Source organism: Pseudomonas sp. RG1, from assembly GCF_025910115.1.
GTDB lineage: Bacteria > Pseudomonadota > Gammaproteobacteria > Pseudomonadales > Pseudomonadaceae > Aquipseudomonas > Aquipseudomonas atacamensis.
The window spans coordinates 60,446-76,589 of record NZ_JAPCIK010000029.1 but is presented as its reverse complement, the minus strand read 5'-3'; the positions used below and the strand labels follow the sequence as shown (position 1 = coordinate 76,589).

13 protein-coding genes are annotated in these 16,144 nt (G+C 59.9%); 5 read left to right on the top strand and 8 right to left on the bottom strand.

Annotated elements, in window-relative coordinates:
• Positions 1-99: 99 nt before the first annotated feature.
• Positions 100-585 carry a flavin reductase family protein gene (locus tag OK411_RS16860; RefSeq protein WP_016775037.1) on the bottom strand — a complete coding sequence of 162 codons (486 nt, stop codon included), beginning with the start codon at positions 583-585 and terminating at the stop codon, positions 100-102.
• 323 nt (positions 586-908) lie between these two features.
• Here OK411_RS16860 and OK411_RS16855 point away from each other — a divergent pair, with 323 nt between their 5' ends.
• Positions 909-2,315, top strand: a complete 1,407-nt coding sequence (locus OK411_RS16855; protein WP_264365402.1) for a purine-cytosine permease family protein — start codon at positions 909-911, stop codon at positions 2,313-2,315.
• A 249-nt stretch (positions 2,316-2,564) separates the two neighbouring features.
• Positions 2,565-3,665, top strand: a complete 1,101-nt coding sequence (locus OK411_RS16850; RefSeq protein WP_041480044.1) for a polyamine ABC transporter substrate-binding protein — start codon at positions 2,565-2,567, stop codon at positions 3,663-3,665.
• Positions 3,666-3,788: 123 nt separating this feature from the next.
• Here the strand turns inward: OK411_RS16850 and OK411_RS16845 are convergent, their stop codons facing one another.
• The 3 genes from OK411_RS16845 to OK411_RS16835 all read right to left on the bottom strand — a co-directional run bounded on the left by OK411_RS16845 (position 3,789) and on the right by OK411_RS16835 (position 6,454).
• On the bottom strand, positions 3,789-4,763 hold the full coding sequence (locus OK411_RS16845) for a TerC family protein (protein ID WP_123442265.1): 975 nt from the start codon (positions 4,761-4,763) through the stop codon (positions 3,789-3,791).
• Positions 4,764-5,005: 242 nt separating this feature from the next.
• Entirely contained in the window at positions 5,006-5,470 is a 465-nt protein-coding gene (locus tag OK411_RS16840) for a hypothetical protein (RefSeq protein WP_073471142.1), read from the bottom strand.
• A gap of 195 nt (positions 5,471-5,665) precedes the next feature.
• Positions 5,666-6,454, bottom strand: coding sequence for an AraC family transcriptional regulator (locus OK411_RS16835; RefSeq protein WP_071172719.1), 789 nt, complete (start codon positions 6,452-6,454; stop codon positions 5,666-5,668).
• An 82-nt stretch (positions 6,455-6,536) separates the two neighbouring features.
• On the opposite strand from OK411_RS16835, the gene OK411_RS16830 reads away from it, so the two are divergent.
• Positions 6,537-7,535 (top strand): bile acid:sodium symporter family protein, encoded by a 999-nt coding sequence (locus OK411_RS16830; protein ID WP_264365401.1) that lies wholly within the window; start codon positions 6,537-6,539, stop codon positions 7,533-7,535.
• 7 nt (positions 7,536-7,542) lie between these two features.
• Here the strand turns inward: OK411_RS16830 and OK411_RS16825 are convergent, their stop codons facing one another.
• Positions 7,543-8,145 carry a LuxR C-terminal-related transcriptional regulator gene (locus OK411_RS16825; protein ID WP_110603702.1) on the bottom strand — a complete coding sequence of 201 codons (603 nt, stop codon included), beginning with the start codon at positions 8,143-8,145 and terminating at the stop codon, positions 7,543-7,545.
• A gap of 113 nt (positions 8,146-8,258) precedes the next feature.
• Between OK411_RS16825 and OK411_RS16820 the strand changes: the two genes are divergently transcribed.
• Entirely contained in the window at positions 8,259-9,887 is a 1,629-nt protein-coding gene (locus tag OK411_RS16820; RefSeq protein WP_264365400.1) for a hybrid sensor histidine kinase/response regulator, read from the top strand.
• 50 nt (positions 9,888-9,937) lie between these two features.
• Here OK411_RS16820 and OK411_RS16815 read toward each other — a convergent pair whose 3' ends face one another.
• From OK411_RS16815 to OK411_RS16805, 3 genes are all read right to left on the bottom strand, one after another.
• Entirely contained in the window at positions 9,938-10,585 is a 648-nt protein-coding gene (locus tag OK411_RS16815) for a hypothetical protein (RefSeq protein WP_177421645.1), read from the bottom strand.
• 251 nt (positions 10,586-10,836) lie between these two features.
• Complete coding sequence (locus OK411_RS16810) at positions 10,837-12,009, bottom strand: cystathionine gamma-synthase (RefSeq protein WP_136492510.1); 1,173 nt, start codon at positions 12,007-12,009, stop codon at positions 10,837-10,839.
• On the bottom strand, positions 12,006-13,382 hold the full coding sequence (locus OK411_RS16805; protein WP_125918460.1) for a pyridoxal-phosphate dependent enzyme: 1,377 nt from the start codon (positions 13,380-13,382) through the stop codon (positions 12,006-12,008). The genes OK411_RS16810 and OK411_RS16805 overlap by 4 nt, the downstream gene beginning before the upstream one ends.
• Before the next feature lie 364 nt (positions 13,383-13,746).
• Between OK411_RS16805 and metE the strand changes: the two genes are divergently transcribed.
• Positions 13,747-16,035, top strand: a complete 2,289-nt coding sequence (gene metE, locus OK411_RS16800; RefSeq protein ID WP_264365399.1) for a 5-methyltetrahydropteroyltriglutamate--homocysteine S-methyltransferase — start codon at positions 13,747-13,749, stop codon at positions 16,033-16,035.
• Positions 16,036-16,144: the final 109 nt, after the last annotated feature.

Below are 16,144 nucleotides of genomic sequence, written 5' to 3'. Positions count from 1 at the left end.
TTGGTCGCGAAGGCGTCGGGTCAGTCAAAAATGTAACAACTGACCCATCGCATTCGCGAGCAGGCTCGCTCCCACATGGATTTTCGGCGGATTTGAAAATCACGCCACAACCGGCAACGCACCCATCTTGCCGTGGCAATACACCAGCGGTCCGGCGACCTGCTCGGGGACGATCAGGTTCTTCACTGCGCCGACCATGATCGCGTGGTCGCCACCTTCGTATTCCCGCCACAACTCGCACTCGATCACCGCCGTCGCATTGGCGAGGATCGGGTTGCCCAGTTCGCTCAACGTCCACTCGATGCCCTGCGCCTTGTCCTTGCCTTTGCGCGCGAAGGCATAGGCCTCGCTTTGCTGCACGCTGGACAACAGGTGAATCGCAAAGCGTTTGTTCTTGATCAGCACGGGATAGGAGTCGGAGCTGTAGTTGGGGCAGAACAGCACCAGCGCCGGGTCCATCGACAGCGAGCTGAACGCGCTGGCGGTCAGGCCGACAATCTGACCGTCGTCGTCCAGCGTGGTGATAACGGTGACGCCGGACGGGAACGAGCCCATGACTTGTTTGTAAATGGCAGCATCGATCATTGGGTGGTCCTCGGGTGGTGTGACGCGGTTTTTATGGATTGTAGGTCTGATGGTATACCGTAATACATATCTTGCAAGAGCTTTTCTGGTGAACCGATAAACGTGCCACTTTCGTCGGAAACTCAGTGTTTACGGGGCGTTCAGCTAGCCGGTCAGGGGTGGGATCAGCGAGGATAGCGGATCAGACAGCGACAGAATCAGCGGATCAGGCTTGTGCAAAGTTTGGAATACCATAATATGGTCTGCATCTGAGGGGCGACCCAAGAGTCCTCCCGGTTTGGCTTCATACAAAGATAAAAACAGACAAACTCGAGTTCATGCATATGTACCAGATGTCCCGGCAAGATCCGTTGATCGAGAATCATACGGTCGATTACGTCCCACTCGCGGAACGCCACGGGAAGGCCCGCGATCTGTTCACTCTTTGGTTCAGCACCAACATCGCGCCACTGCCCATCGTCACCGGCGCCATGGTGGTTCAGGTGTTCCATCTGAATCTGTTCTGGGGGCTGCTGGCGATTGCGCTGGGGCATATGATCGGCGGCGTGGTGATTGCGCTGGCCTCGGCGCAGGGTCCGCGCATGGGCATTCCGCAAATGGTCCAGAGTCGCGGTCAGTTCGGTCGTTATGGCGCACTGCTGATCGTGTTCTTCGCGGCTCTCATCTACATCGGTTTCTTCATTTCCAACATCGTGCTAGCCGGCAAATCCATCGTCGGCATTGCGCCGTCAGTGCCAGCGCCGCTGAGCATTCTGATCGGCGCGCTGGCCGCCACCGCGATCGGTGTGATCGGCTACAACTTCATCCATACGCTCAACCGCATCGGCACCTGGGTGATGGGCGGCGCATTGCTCGCAGGCTTCATCTACATCTTCGCCCATGACTTGCCGGCGGACTTCCTGACGCGCGGCAGTTTCAACCTCTCCGGCTGGCTGGCGACGGTGTCGCTGGGGATCATCTGGCAGATCAGCTTCTCGCCATACGTCTCCGACTATTCGCGTTATCTGCCAGCAGACATCGGTATCGCCAAACCCTTCTGGGCGACGTATCTGGGCGCGACGCTGGGCACGATTCTGTCGTTCAGTTTTGGCGCGGTGGCAGTGCTGGCGACGCCGGAAGGCACTGAAGCGATGGCGGCGGTCAAGCAGTCCACCGGCTGGCTGGGGCCGATTCTGATGGTGCTGTTTCTGCTCAACATCATCAGCCACAACGCGCTCAATCTGTATGGCGCGGTGTTGTCGATCATCACCTCGATTCAGACCTTCGCCAGCCAGTGGACGCCGAGCATCAAGGTGCGCGTGGTGCTGTCGAGCGTGATCCTTGCCGGATGCTGCGTGGTCGCCCTCGGTGCTTCGGCGGATTTCATTTCCGAGTTCATTGGACTGATTCTCGCGCTGTTGCTGGTGCTGGTGCCATGGGCGTCGATCAACCTGATCGACTTCTACCTGATCAAGCGCGGCAACTACGACATCGCCTCGATCTTCCGCGCCGACGGTGGCATCTACGGGCGCTTCAACCTGCACGCGATCATTGCCTACTTCATCGGCATCATCGTGCAACTGCCGTTTGCCAACACCTCGCTGTACGTCGGGCCATACGCCAATCTGGTGGAAGGTGCTGACCTGTCGTGGCTGGTTGGCCTGGTGGTAACGGTGCCGCTGTATTACTGCCTGGCAACTCGCGGTCAGGCGCAGCAGAGCAGGGCGGCCAGACTCGGCTATACCGACTGATCCCAACGGCAACACAGCAATGCCCGGCCCAGCGCCGGGCATTTTTGTTTGCGCATTTCAGCGGTCAAGCAAATTGGCCATATCGATCCCCTTTTGGCCTGCCGCCTACTGTCATCGCGCTACGCTGTCAGCAAGAATCGAAACCATAACAACAGGCTCGACCTTTTTTGCCCTTGGCTATCGTTACAGCCACTGCCGTGTACAGAACATAAAAACCATCGATCTCACGTCGCATTTGGGGAAACAACCATGGTCACGATCAAACGCATTCTGGGCGCCACCGTGTGTGGTCTGACGCTGCTGGCCAGCGCCGTCCAGGCCGAGCAGCGAGAACTGCGGGTGTACAACTGGGCGGATTACATTCTGCCGTCAGTGCCCAAGGACTTCGCCGAGCAAAGCAAGATCAAAGTGACCTGGGACACCTTCGACACCAACGAATCCCTGGAAGCGAAACTGCTCACCGGCAACTCCGGTTATGACCTGGTAGTGCCGTCCAATCAGTTCATCGAAACCCAGATCAAGGCCGGTGTGTTCCAGAAACTCGACAAGTCGAAACTGCCGAACTGGCAGCACCAGGATCCGGCCCTGCTCAAATTGCTCGACGCCAACGACCCCGGCAACCAGTACGGCGTGCCGTACATGTATGGCACCGTGCTGATCGGCTTCAACCCGGCCAAGGTCAAGGCCGCCCTGGGCGAAAATGCGCCGGTGGACAGTTGGGATCTGGTGTTCAAGCCCGAGAACATGGAAAAGCTCAAGGCCTGTGGCGTGGCGATGCTCGATTCGCCGTCGGAAATTCTGCCACTGGCCCTGCATTACCTCGGCCTCGACCCGAACAGCCAGAACCCGGCGGACTATGAAAAGGCCAAGGCCTTGATGATGAAGATTCGCCCGTATGTGACCTATTTCAACTCGGCCAAATACATGACCGACATCGCCAACGGCGACATCTGCGTGGCGATCGGTTATTCCGGCAGCTTCTACCAATTCGGCAATCGCGCCAAAGAGGCGGGCAACGGCGTGGTGGTCGACTGGCGTCTGCCGAAGGAGGGCGCGCCGATCTGGTTCGACACCTTCGCCATTCCGAAGAGCGCTAAGAACGTCGCCGAGGCCCACGAATTCCTCAACCACTTGCTCGACCCGAAAGTGATCGCCCCGATCAGCGATTTCCTCGGTTACCCGAATGCCAACAAGGACTCGATGCCGCTGGTCAACAAGGACATCACCGACAACCCCAACCTGACCCCGACCAGCGAGGCGCTGAAAACCCTGTACGTGGTGCAACCGTTGCCGCAGAAAATGGAACGGGTGCGGACGCGGGTGTGGACCAGTATCAAGTCCGATAAATAAGTGCACTGCACTTCAAATGTGGGAGCGAGCCTGCTCGCGAAAGCGGTGTGTCATTCAACTCCTATGTTGAATGAACCGGCGAATTCGCGAGCAGGCTCGCTCCCACAGGTGGGTTGTGTTGTGTCATTCGGTGCGGCGTTCTGCCTCGCGGCTGGTCACCAGGCTCAACAGCACCGACCCGAGAATCACCGTCCCGACGATTGCCAGCGACCACTCCACCGGCATGTGGAACCACGGCATCAGCACCATCTTGCCGCCGATGAACACCAGCACGATCGCCAGCCCGTATTTGAGCAGGTGAAAGCGATCAGCCATGTCCGCCAGCAGGAAGTACAGCGCGCGCAGGCCCATGATCGCGAAGATGTTCGAAGTGAAAACAATGAACGGGTCGGTGGTGACGGCGAAGATCGCTGGAATGCTGTCGACGGCGAACATCAGGTCGCTGGCCTCGATCAGCACCAGCACCAGGAACATCGGCGTTGCCCAGCGCACGCCGTTCTGCAGGATGAAAAACTTCTCGCCGTGAAAGCCACTGGTGATGCGCATATGCCCGCGCACCCAGCGCAGTAACGGATTCTTTTCCAGATCCGGTTGATGATCAGCGAACACCAGCATCTTGATCCCGGTGATGATCAGGAATACGCCGAAGGCATACAGCAGCCATTCGAACTGCGACACCAGCCAAACACCGGCAAAAATCATGATCGCGCGCATGACGATCGCGCCGAGCACGCCGTACAGCAGCACCCGCCGCTGCAATTCTGGTGGCACGGCGAAGTAGCTGAAGATCATTACGAAGACGAACATGTTGTCGATCGACAGCGACTGCTCGATCAGATAGCCGGTGAGAAATTCCAGGGTTTTCTGTCGGGCGATTTCACCACCGAATTCACCGTGCAGATACCACCAGAGCAACCCGGCGAAGCTCAGCGCCAACAGGCACCAGGCAATCACCCAGGCCGACGCTTCCCGCACCGACACCCGGTGCGCCTTGCGCCCACCGAAGACAAACAAGTCCAGGGCCAGCATGGCCAGAACGAAGACGATGAAGGCGCCCCACATCCAGGGTTCGCCGATATTGATGTTCGTGGCAGGCATGGCACGCTCCCCTGTCTTTGGTTTGAATTGAATCAGACGGGGGCCATGCTAGCGACGCATTTGTGGCAAAGAAAAATCGTTTATTTCTGAGGGTTTGTTCGAGAAAAACGAAGTGTCCTACCTCGGGGCACTTTGGCATTTCATTGGAGCATTCCTGCATCGAAAGTACCGCTGATTGGCGAATCCAACTTCCAGCGATACCGCATCACAGAATTCAGGTTGATATCGAGGGGATATATGGATCAAAGCTCTCCCGTTGCCAGCAGGAATATATCTGCAGTGACCGTGTAGGGGGTTGATTCATAAACGATCTCGAACTCGAGAGTTGCTTTAACTGATTTCCGGCTGTCGTCTACATCGTAAGTAACATTACCTCCCTTGACGCTAACTCCGTAGACCATAAAAACAACTGAATGCTTGCCGGGGCCATAATCCTCGAGTTTATACGTGCCGCTTTTAAGCTCCCGTGGAGTAAGTAATGTCAGCTGGTAGAAGTTCTGCGAGGTTTGATGGCGCCCAATGATGCTGCGCGAGTCTTCTGTGAAGGAGGCGTACCAGGTATGCGTTGTTTCAAACTTTTTAAGGGGCGGAAAATTTTCTGGGAACGTTACGTCGAAGCGCTCGCCTGCGGCGATCTTGTGCGGCAGATCCTGTGGCTTGTCTTCGCTGTCGAGTCCAAGTTTTTTGTTCTTGGTCAGGTCGGTCATGATCGAATCTCCTGATAAAAATGCGTTCCGTTTTTTTGGCAAACCGGCTTTTCCGCCGGTTGGGAGATTCAATTTACGCTTCGGTTTGTGTGCTAACTACTGACAGACCTGACAGGTGCAAAATTTTGATGAATATGGTAGCGAAGTGTCGGGCGATGAGTTACCCCGTATACAAACAGGCCATTGGCACATGCCTCAGCGGAAAAACTCCCCTGGCGTCTCACCAAACTGCTGACGAAACGCGGCGATAAACGCCGAGGTCGAGTCGTATCCACAAGCCAGCGCAACGTCGGTCACACGCTCACCTTTTTCCAGCGGGGTCAGGGCGCCGAGCAAGCGCAAGCGCTGGCGCCAGGCGCGGAAGGTCAGGCCGGTGTCGCGCAAAAACAGGCGCGTCAGAGTCTTTTCGGTGACACCGAATTTTTCGCTCCAGTGGCTCAGGGTGGTCTGCTGCTCCGGGTGTTGCTCCAGGCTCTGATAGATCTGCTTCAAGCGCGGGTCTTGCGGCAGCGGCAGCATCAAGTCGATGGTCGGCGCGTCGGCCAATTGATCAAGGATCACCTGGGCCAAGCGTCCGTCAGGGCCGCTTTCGTCGTATTCCACTGGCACCTGACTGAAGGCGCGAATCAACTCCCTGAGCAGATCGCTGACGCCGAGCACATGGCAGTGCTCGGCGGCCCAACCGGTGACGCTGCTGTCGATGTACAGGCTGCGCATTTCCGTATGCGGTGCGCTGAACACCCGGTGCGGCACGCCGGCCGGAATCCACACCGCACGTTCCGGCGGCGCGACGAAACGGCCGGCGCTGGTCTGCACTTCGAGCACGCCCTGAATCGCATAGGACAACTGCACCCACGGATGACTGTGGCGGCGGGTGAGGGCGCGATTGGGCAGCGATTCGGTGCGTCCGTACACGGGGCGCGGCAGGCTGGGCAACCCGGGAACACTGCGGCGGACGCTTTTGCTATGTCCTTTAGGCGGCATCTTGCGGCTCTTCGGCGTTAGTCGGTAATTGCCAGTCACGTTAGAGTCGTCGGCACGCACTGGCAACCCCCGGATGAATCTCATGACGCGCCCACGTTTTCTGCCCGATAACTTCACGCTGACCTTGATCGGCGTTGTGCTGCTGGCGAGCTTCCTGCCGGCCAGCGGCCAGGTCGCGGTCGGCTTCGGCTGGCTGACCAACATCGCCATCGCCCTGCTGTTTTTCCTGCACGGCGCCAAGCTGTCGCCCGAATCGATCATCGCCGGCGCTGGCCACTGGCGTCTGCATCTGCTGGTGTTCGGCCTGACCTTCGTGCTCTTCCCGATTCTCGGTCTGGCGCTCAAACCGCTGTTGTCACCGCTGATCGGTGATCAGCTGTACATGGGCATGCTCTATCTGTGCGCATTACCGGCCACCGTGCAGTCGGCGATCGCGTTCACTTCGCTGGCGCGAGGCAATATTCCGGCGGCGATCTGCAGTGCGGCGGCGTCCAGTCTGTTCGGGATTTTTCTGACGCCGCTGCTGGTAACGCTGCTGCTCAACGTTCACGGTGACGGCGGTTCGACCCTCGATGCGATAGTGAAGATCAGCGTGCAATTGTTGCTGCCGTTCATTGCCGGGCAGATCGCCCGCCGCTGGATCGGCGCGTGGGTAGGGCGCAACAAGAACTGGCTGAAATTCGTTGATCAGGGTTCGATTCTGCTGGTGGTGTACGGCGCATTCAGCGAGGCGGTCAACGAAGGCATCTGGCAGCAGATTCCGTTGTTCGAGTTGCTCGGCCTGGTGGTGGTCTGCTGCATCCTGCTGACGTTGGTTCTGGTGGCATCAATTCTGTTGAGCAAAGCGTTCGGCTTCAATCAGGAAGACCGCATCACCATTCTGTTCTGCGGTTCGAAAAAGAGCCTGGCGACCGGCGTGCCGATGGCGCAGGTGTTGTTCGCCGGCAGCACCATCGGCGTGCTGATTCTGCCGCTGATGTTGTTCCACCAGATTCAGCTGATGGTCTGCGCGGTATTGGCCCAGCGCTATGCGAAACGACCGGAGTCGGTGCCGGATCTGATGGCGCAGGTTGATCCGTAAAAGCGCTTCACAGCCCCGAATACTTGACCGCCGCTGCCGCCCGCGTCGGCACATCCAGCGTGCGCAGCAACGAAGACACATGGATGCGTACCGTGAACGGGGAGATATCCAGTTCACGGGCAATTTCCTTGTTGGTCTTGCCTTGCGCGATCAAACGCAGCACGTCCTGCTGACGCGGCGTCAGCGTCGTCGCGGTTTCCAGCGGCAACAAGCCGGACGGCGCCGACTTCACCAACACCTCGCCTTCACGGATCGCCAGAATCGCCTGGCCGATTTCATCCGGCGCAATGTTTTTGCCGATAAAACCGTCAATGCCCGCCGCCATGACTTCACTGATCAGCGCCTGATCGTCAACCATCGACACCACGATCAACGTGGTGCGCGGCAACTGTCGGCGCAAGTCGGCGAGCTGAGTGATGCAGGTCAGCCCGGGAAAACGCAGATCGAGCATCAGCGTGTCCGGCTCGTTGTCCGGCACCAGCAGCTTGAGCACGGTCTCGAAGTCGCCGGCTTCTTCAAGCAACATCTCAGGCAGCAAGCGCTGCACAGTGCGCAGCATTGCCTCGCGAAACAGTGGGTGATCGTCGGCTATGATGATCCGGCACGTCATGATGCGACCCTCCCTGGGTCAGGCGTGATTCAAGGCCTGCACCTTAGCATCGGACGCGAAGGTTGCCTGTAGGCTGCTTCCGAAACTGCAATCGCTGCACAAGGACGTTTCCCATGAAGTTCGAGAAAAACACCGAACTCGACCAAGCCAATCTGCGCATCATCATCGCCGCCATCGCGGTGGTTTACATGGTCGTACTGGTCTTTCTACCGGGCCATCGCTTCGAGACCTACCTGCCGGTCATCACCTATATCAGCCTGTTCCTGCTGGCGTCGATCGCGTTCCGCCAAGCCATTGCGCGTTGGCCCGGGCATTATCCGGCGCGGCGGATTTTTGCCATGGTCCACGATTACACCGGCACCTGTTTTGGACTGGTGATCGGCGGCGAAGCGGCGCTGCCGTTGTATGCGGTGATGGTCTGGGTCAATCTCGGCAACGGCATGCGCTACGGCTCGCGCTATCTGGCGATTGCTACCGGCCTTGCATTGGTGGCGCTGCTGGTGGTCTATCGCCTGACGCCGTATTGGCAGGGGCAGCCGTTCATGGTGCTGATGCTGCTGATCACCAGCACGGTGATTCCGTTCTATGCACACTTGCTGTTGGAGCGCACACGCAAGGCGTCGGAAGAAGCACTGGCGGCGAATCTGGAGAAATCGCGCTTCCTCGCGCAGGCCAGTCATGATTTGCGTCAGCCGATTCACTCCATCGGACTGTTTACCGCGTGCCTGCGGGAGTCGCGCTTGGGTGATGAGGAGCGGCGGTTGGTCGACAACATCGACCGCTCACTGCTCAACGTCTCGCAGTTGTTCCGCTCGATTCTTGACCTCTACACCCTCGATAACGGCCGGGTTGAAGCGAAAATGCAAACGCTCAATCTTGGTGAATGGCTTGCGGATCTGATACGCCAACACCAGGAAGCGGCCCGTTGGGCGGGCGTCGAACTGCGGCTGCGACCGTGCAACTACTGGGTCAGAACCGATCCGGCACTGCTGGCGACCATGGTGCAGAACGTGCTCTCCAACTGCTTCAAATACGGCGCGCAACGACCCGTGCTGATCGGCGTGCGTAAACGTGGGGCAGGGCTGGCCATCGTCATCCATGACCGTGGCAACGGCATTGCCGAAGAGCATTTGCACAAGGTTTTCGAGGAGTTTTATCGCGTGCGGCAAGTGCGCGACAAAGACGTCGAAGGCTTGGGGCTGGGCCTGTCGATCATCAAGCGTCTTGGTGAACTGATCGATGTGCACGTTGCTCTGCGTTCACAGTTGGGGCGCGGCACAGCTGTGACGCTTGCGGGGTTGCCGATCGTGGCGGCGCCGCAGTCACCGGTGGTTCGCAGTGAAGCGCGGCAGGTGGGTTTGTTGACCGGGCTGAAGGTGTGTCTGGTCGAGGATGACCGCAACGTGCTGCTGGCGACTTCGGCGTTGCTTGAACGCTGGGGCTGCGTGGTGCAGGGCGAGTGGTCGGCTGAAGATCTGGTCACCGACTGCGACATCATCGTCGCCGACTTTGACCTCGGCACCCATGCCACGGGTATCGAATGCATTGATGAAGTGCGCAGGCAGCGCGGCTGGGCCGTGCCGGCGATGATCATCACCGGGCACGACGTCGAGAAGATTCAGGCAGCCTTGCATGACCGGCAGATTGCGATTCTGTCGAAACCTGTGCGCCCGGCCGAGTTACGCGCGACGTTGCGCGCCCTGCGTGATCGACAAGGCGCAGCGGTTGAACAGATGCTGTAAAGGCCGATGTAAACGGGCGGCTCAGGAGCTCGCCCGTTATTTCGCAGCGATTATTGTGGGCTGTTGAACTGGTCGGAATAGCTGCCGGTCATCAGCGCCGATGCCACGCGATCAGAACCGACTCCGACCCGGGAGTAGGCCACTCGGTTGACGCCGGTGCGGTCGGCGCCATCCGCTGCCAATGCTCCGGCACCGACACGATCAGCACCATCGGCAGCCACAGCGCCGGCACCGACACGATCAGCACCATCGGCAGCCACTGCGCCCGCGCCGACACGATCGGCGCCATCGGCAGCCACTGCACCGGCGCCGACACGATCGGCGCCATCGGCAGCCACTGCGCCGGCACCGACACGATCAGCGCCATCGGCAGCCACCGCACCGGCGCCGACACGATCGGCGCCATCGGCAGCCACTGCGCCGGCACCGACACGATCAGCGCCATCGGCAGCCACCGCGCCGGCGCCGACACGATCAGCGCCATCGGCAGCGACTGCACCTGCGCCGACACGATCAGCGCCATCGGCGGCCACCGCGCCGGCGCCGACACGATCAGCACCATCGGCGGCCACCGCCCCAGCACCAACATGATCAGCCGCATCCGAAGCCAACGCCTGCGGTTGCGCCGCCAAGACATTCGGCACCACAACGCTGGCCGCTACCGCAAGAAGCACCCCTGACAACAACTTGTATTTCATGGTTTTCTCCACGACCCGGCTGCCATACAGCGATCAATCGCGCGCGATGCATACAAACGCCACGACTCATTGGCTTGGGTTTTACCTGGTTGGCGAAAGGCACGGGCACACCGAGCGGCGTGCGGGTGTCGAGATAATCCTGATCGAGCCGATTGAGTATAGGATCGGCCTCGGAAACTGCCATGGTGGAAAGATCGACGGACAAAAAAAGACGAAGCCCGCATTGCGCAGGCTTCTTGGTGTGGAGCTGTTTACATTTTTGCCAGTGCCTGAGCCAGATCGGCGCGCAGGTCTTCAATGTCTTCGACCCCCACCGACAACCGCACCAGCCCATCGCCAATCCCCAGCTTCGCGCGGGTTTCCGGCGGGATGGTCGCGTGGGTCATGATCGCCGGATGTTCGATCAGGCTCTCCACGCCACCCAGACTTTCCGCCAGTGCAAAGATCCGCACGTTCTCTAGAAAGCGCCGTGCGCCGGCCAGATCGCTGTTCAGATCAACAGAAATCATCCCGCCAAAACCACGCATTTGCCGCTTGGCCAGTTCGTGCTGCGGGTGCGAGGTCAGGCCCGGGTAGTAGACGCGCTTGACCTGCGGCTGCTGTTCCAGCCACTGCGCCAGGTCCAGGGCGTTGCTGCAATGGCGCTCCATGCGCAGCGCCAGGGTTTTCACCCCGCGCAGAGTGAGGAATGCATCGAACGGCCCGGAAATTGCGCCGACGGCGTTCTGCAGGAAACCGAGTTTTTCCGCCAGTTCGGCGTTCTGCCCGACCACGGCAATGCCGCCGATCACGTCGGAGTGGCCGTTGAGGTATTTGGTGGTCGAGTGCAGGACGATGTCGAAACCCAGCTCCAGTGGGCGCTGGATGTACGGGCTGGCGAAGGTGTTGTCGGCGACGCAGATGATCCCGCGTGCGCGGCAGATGCGAGCGATGGCGGCCAGATCCGACAGGCTCAGCAGCGGGTTGGTCGGGGTTTCGACCATGACCATGCGCGTGTCGTCCTGCAGCGAGGCTTCGAACGCCGACAGATCGGTCAGGTCGACGAAGCTGAAACGGTGCCCGGCGCTGCGCTGGCGAACCTTGTCAAACAGGCGGAACGTGCCGCCGTACAAGTCATTGCCGGAAACGATGTGCGAGCCGGCGTCGAGCAGTTCCAGCACCGTGGAAATCGCCGCCAGCCCTGAGGCGAAGGCAAAGGCGCGGGTGCCGCCTTCCAGATCCGCGACGCAGCGCTCCAGAGCAAAACGCGTCGGGTTGTGCGAGCGGCCGTAGTCGAACCCCTTGTGCACGCCGGGGCTGTCTTGCAGGTAGGTGGAGTTGGCGTAGATCGGCGGCATCAGTGCGCCGGTGGTCGGGTCCGGCTCTTGCCCGGCGTGGATCACCCGGGTGGCAAAGCCTTGGGATTTGGCGTCGTGCTGACTCATGCAAGGGATCTCCGTAATTGGTTGAGCATGTCGGTGCGGGTGATCAGGCCATGGAAGCCGGAGGCGTCGGCGATGATCGCGACGAGGCCACGGCTGAGCACCGATTCCAGCTCGGCCAGGCTCGCAGCCGGGGCGAGGGTTTGCAGTTTGTCGGTCATCACACTCGACACCGACTGGCTGAAACGTGCGGCATCTTCGTGGACGCCGAGGAGGATGTCGGACTCGTCGATCACGCCCACTAGTTGTTTGCCTTCGACCAGCACCGGCAGTTGCGAAACGTCCGCCAGACGCATGCGCTGGAAGGCCGTGAGCAGGGTGTCGTCCGGGCCGACGCTGATCACCCGGCCGTCCTCGAAACGCCGTGCAATCAAATCGCGCAGATCGCCGTAGCCCTTGCGTTGCAACAGGCCCTGATCGGTCATCCACTGGTCGTTGTAGACCTTCGAAAGGTAACGCGTGCCGGTGTCGCAGACAAAGCTGACCACGCGTTTCGGCTCGGTCTGTTCGCGGCAATAACGCAGCGCGGCAGCGAACAGGGTGCCGGTCGATGAGCCGCCGAGAATGCCCTCGGCCTTGAGCAACTGGCGGGCATGATCGAAGCTTTCCGCGTCGCTGATCGAGTAGGCGTGACGCACGCTGGACAGGTCGGTGATCGACGGAATGAAGTCTTCGCCGATACCCTCGACCGCCCACGAACCGGGCGTCGGCAAGGTGCCGTCGCGGCTGTATTGCGCCATCACCGAGCCGATCGGATCGGCGAGGACCATTTCCAGATCCGGTTGCACGCGCTTGAAGAAGCGACTCAATCCGGTCAGCGTGCCGGCCGATCCGACGCCGACGACAATGGCGTCCAGATCATGTTCGGTCTGCGCCCAGATTTCCGGCGCGGTGCTGCATTCATGGGCCAGCGGGTTGGCGGGATTGTTGAATTGGTCGGCGAAAAACGCACCGGGAATGTCCTTGGCCAAACGCGCGGCGACGTCCTGGTAATACTCGGGATGGCCCTTGCCGACATCGGAGCGGGTGATGTGCACTTCGGCGCCCATGGCCTTCAAGTGCAGGACTTTCTCGGTGGACATCTTGTCCGGCACCACCAGCACCACACGATAGCCTTTGGCGCGGCCGACCAGCGCCAGGCCCAGACCGGTATTGCCGGCAGTGGCCTCGACAATCGTCCCGCCCGGTTGCAGGCGGCCGTCACGTTCCGCAGCGTCGATCATCGCCAGACCGATACGGTCCTTGATCGAGCCGCCGGGGTTCTGCGATTCGAGTTTGAGAAACAGCGTGCACGGTCCGGTATCGAAGCGGGTGACCTGCACCAGCGGAGTATTGCCTATCAGCCCAAGCACGGCAGGGCGTGATTCCTTCGACATTTCTTCACCTCTTTATGGTGTTGATCGCGTTCCAATCGCGGGGAAAAGACTCGCGTGCAACTTAGGCGCTGACATCCTCTCTCGCAACCTCTAATCCTTGGAAAATCCAGCCATTTGGATCTAACGATAGAACGAAAACTGGCATGTTGCCTTGAGGTGTCTGATCGTTCCCACGCTCCGCGTGGGACTGCAGCCTTGGACGCTCTGCGTCCCTACGGTCTGAAGATCGCAGCCTTCGGCAGCTCCTGCAGGGGCTTCTGTGCATGAGTAGAACTTGTGATGATCTGGAATTTATTGAGTTTGTTTCATCAAGTCCGGTTCCCGACAATACCCGCCATCGAATAAGCATCTGGAGTTGTTTGTCATGGCACTGGCCCATTCCCTTGGATTTCCGCGCATCGGTCGCGACCGCGAACTGAAGAAAGCGCAAGAGGCGTTCTGGAAAGGAGAACTGCACGAGGCGGGCCTGCGTGACGTCGGGCGTGAGCTGCGCAAGGTCCATTGGGACTTGCAGAAAAACGCCGGCATCGACTTGCTGCCGGTTGGCGATTTCGCCTGGTACGACCAAGTGCTGAGCCACTCGCTGATGTTCGGCGTGATCCCCGAGCGCTTCCGCCCGCATGACGGCAAAGCCACGCTGCACACCCTGTTCAGCATGGCCCGAGGCGTCAGCAATGCTTGCTGTAGCGACGGCCACGCTCAGGAAATGACCAAATGGTTCGACACCAACTATCACTACTTGGTACCGGAATTCAGCGTCGACCAGCACTTCCAGCTGGGTTGGGAGCAGCTGTTTGAAGAAACCGAAGAGGCTCGTGCGCTGGGGCACAACGTCAAACCGGTGATCCTCGGCCCGCTGACCTATCTGTGGCTGGGCAAAACCAAAGGCGCCGATTTCGACAAGCTCGATTTGCTTGATCGCCTGCTGCCGCTATACGGCCAGATCTTCGCGCGGCTGGCGGCGTTGGGTGTGGAGTGGGTGCAGATCGATGAGCCGATTCTGGTGCTCGATCTGCCTCAGGACTGGAAGAATGCCTTCGAGCGCGCCTACAACCAGATCCAGCGCGATCCGCTGAAAAAACTGCTTGCCACTTACTTCGGGGGCCTGGAAGAAAACCTCGGTCTGGCGGCGAACCTGCCGGTCGATGGCTTGCACATCGATCTGGTGCACGCGCCGGATCAGTACCCGACCATTCTGGATCGTCTGCCGGCCTATAAAGTGCTGTCGCTGGGTGTGGTCAACGGTCGGAACGTCTGGCGCTGCGATCTGCAAAACGCGCTGGCGACACTGCGCCATGCCCATGAGCGTCTGGGTGATCGCTTGTGGGTGGCGCCGTCCTGCTCGTTGCTGCACAGTCCGGTTGATCTGGGCCGCGAAGACCAGCTCGATGCCGAACTGAAAAGCTGGCTGGCGTTTGCCGTGCAGAAGTGCGAAGAGGTCGCCGTGCTCGCCCAAGCGGTCAGCGAGCCGGAAGCGCCGCAGGTGCTGCGCGCACTGGCGCAAAGTCGTTCGGTACAAACCAGCCGCGCCGCCTCACCGCGCATTCACAAACCTGAGGTGCAAACGCGGGTCGCGGCGATCACTGCCAAGGATCTGCAACGCCAATCGCCGTTTGCCCAGCGTATTGCCAAACAGCGCGGCAAGCTCGACCTGCCGTTATTCCCGACCACCACCATTGGCTCGTTTCCGCAAACGGCGGCGATCCGTCTGGCGCGTCAGGCTTACAAGCAAGGCAAGCTCAGCGCGGCCGATTACACCGATGCGATGCACACGGAGATTCGCCACGCGGTGGAAATTCAAGAACGCCTCGGCCTGGATGTGCTGGTGCACGGTGAGGCAGAGCGCAACGACATGGTCGAATACTTCGCCGAGCAGCTCGACGGCTATGCCTTCACCCGCTTTGGCTGGGTGCAGAGCTACGGTTCGCGCTGCGTCAAGCCAGCGGTGATCTTCGGTGACCTGAGCCGCCCGCAAGCGATGACGGTCGAGTGGATCTGCTACGCCCAGGGCCTCACCGACAAGGTCATGAAAGGCATGCTGACCGGCCCGGTGACCATGCTGATGTGGTCCTTCGCCCGCGAAGACGTCAGTCGCGAAGTGCAGGCTCGACAACTGGCGCTGGCCATTCGTGACGAAGTGAATGATCTGGAAGCGGCAGGAATCAAAATCGTGCAGATCGACGAAGCGGCGTTCCGTGAAGGCTTGCCGTTACGCCGGGCGCAGTGGCCGGCGTATCTGCACTGGGCGAGCGAAGCGTTCCGCCTGTGCGCCTCCGGCGTGCGCGACGAAACGCAAATTCACACGCACATGTGCTACAGCGAGTTCAACGATGTGATCGAGTCGATCGCGTCGATGGACGCCGATGTCATCACCATCGAGACCTCACGGTCGGACATGGAACTGCTCGAAGCGTTTGAAGCGTTCGCCTATCCGAATGACATCGGCCCCGGCGTGTACGACATTCACTCGCCACGGATTCCCGATGTGACGGAAATGGTTGGCTTGCTGCGCAAGGCGGCGCAGCGTATTCCGGTTGAGCGGCTGTGGGTCAATCCGGATTGCGGGCTGAAAACCCGAGGCTGGCCAGAGACCGAAGCGGCGCTGGTGCACATGGTCAGCGCCGCACGGCAACTGCGCAAAGAGTGGGCCTGACCCTTTACCGCCCTGGAATACATAACCCTGTGGGAGCGAGCCTGCTCGCGAAAGCGGTGTGTCAATCGACCTCTATGTTGGATGACCTGACGCCTTCGCGAGCAGGCTC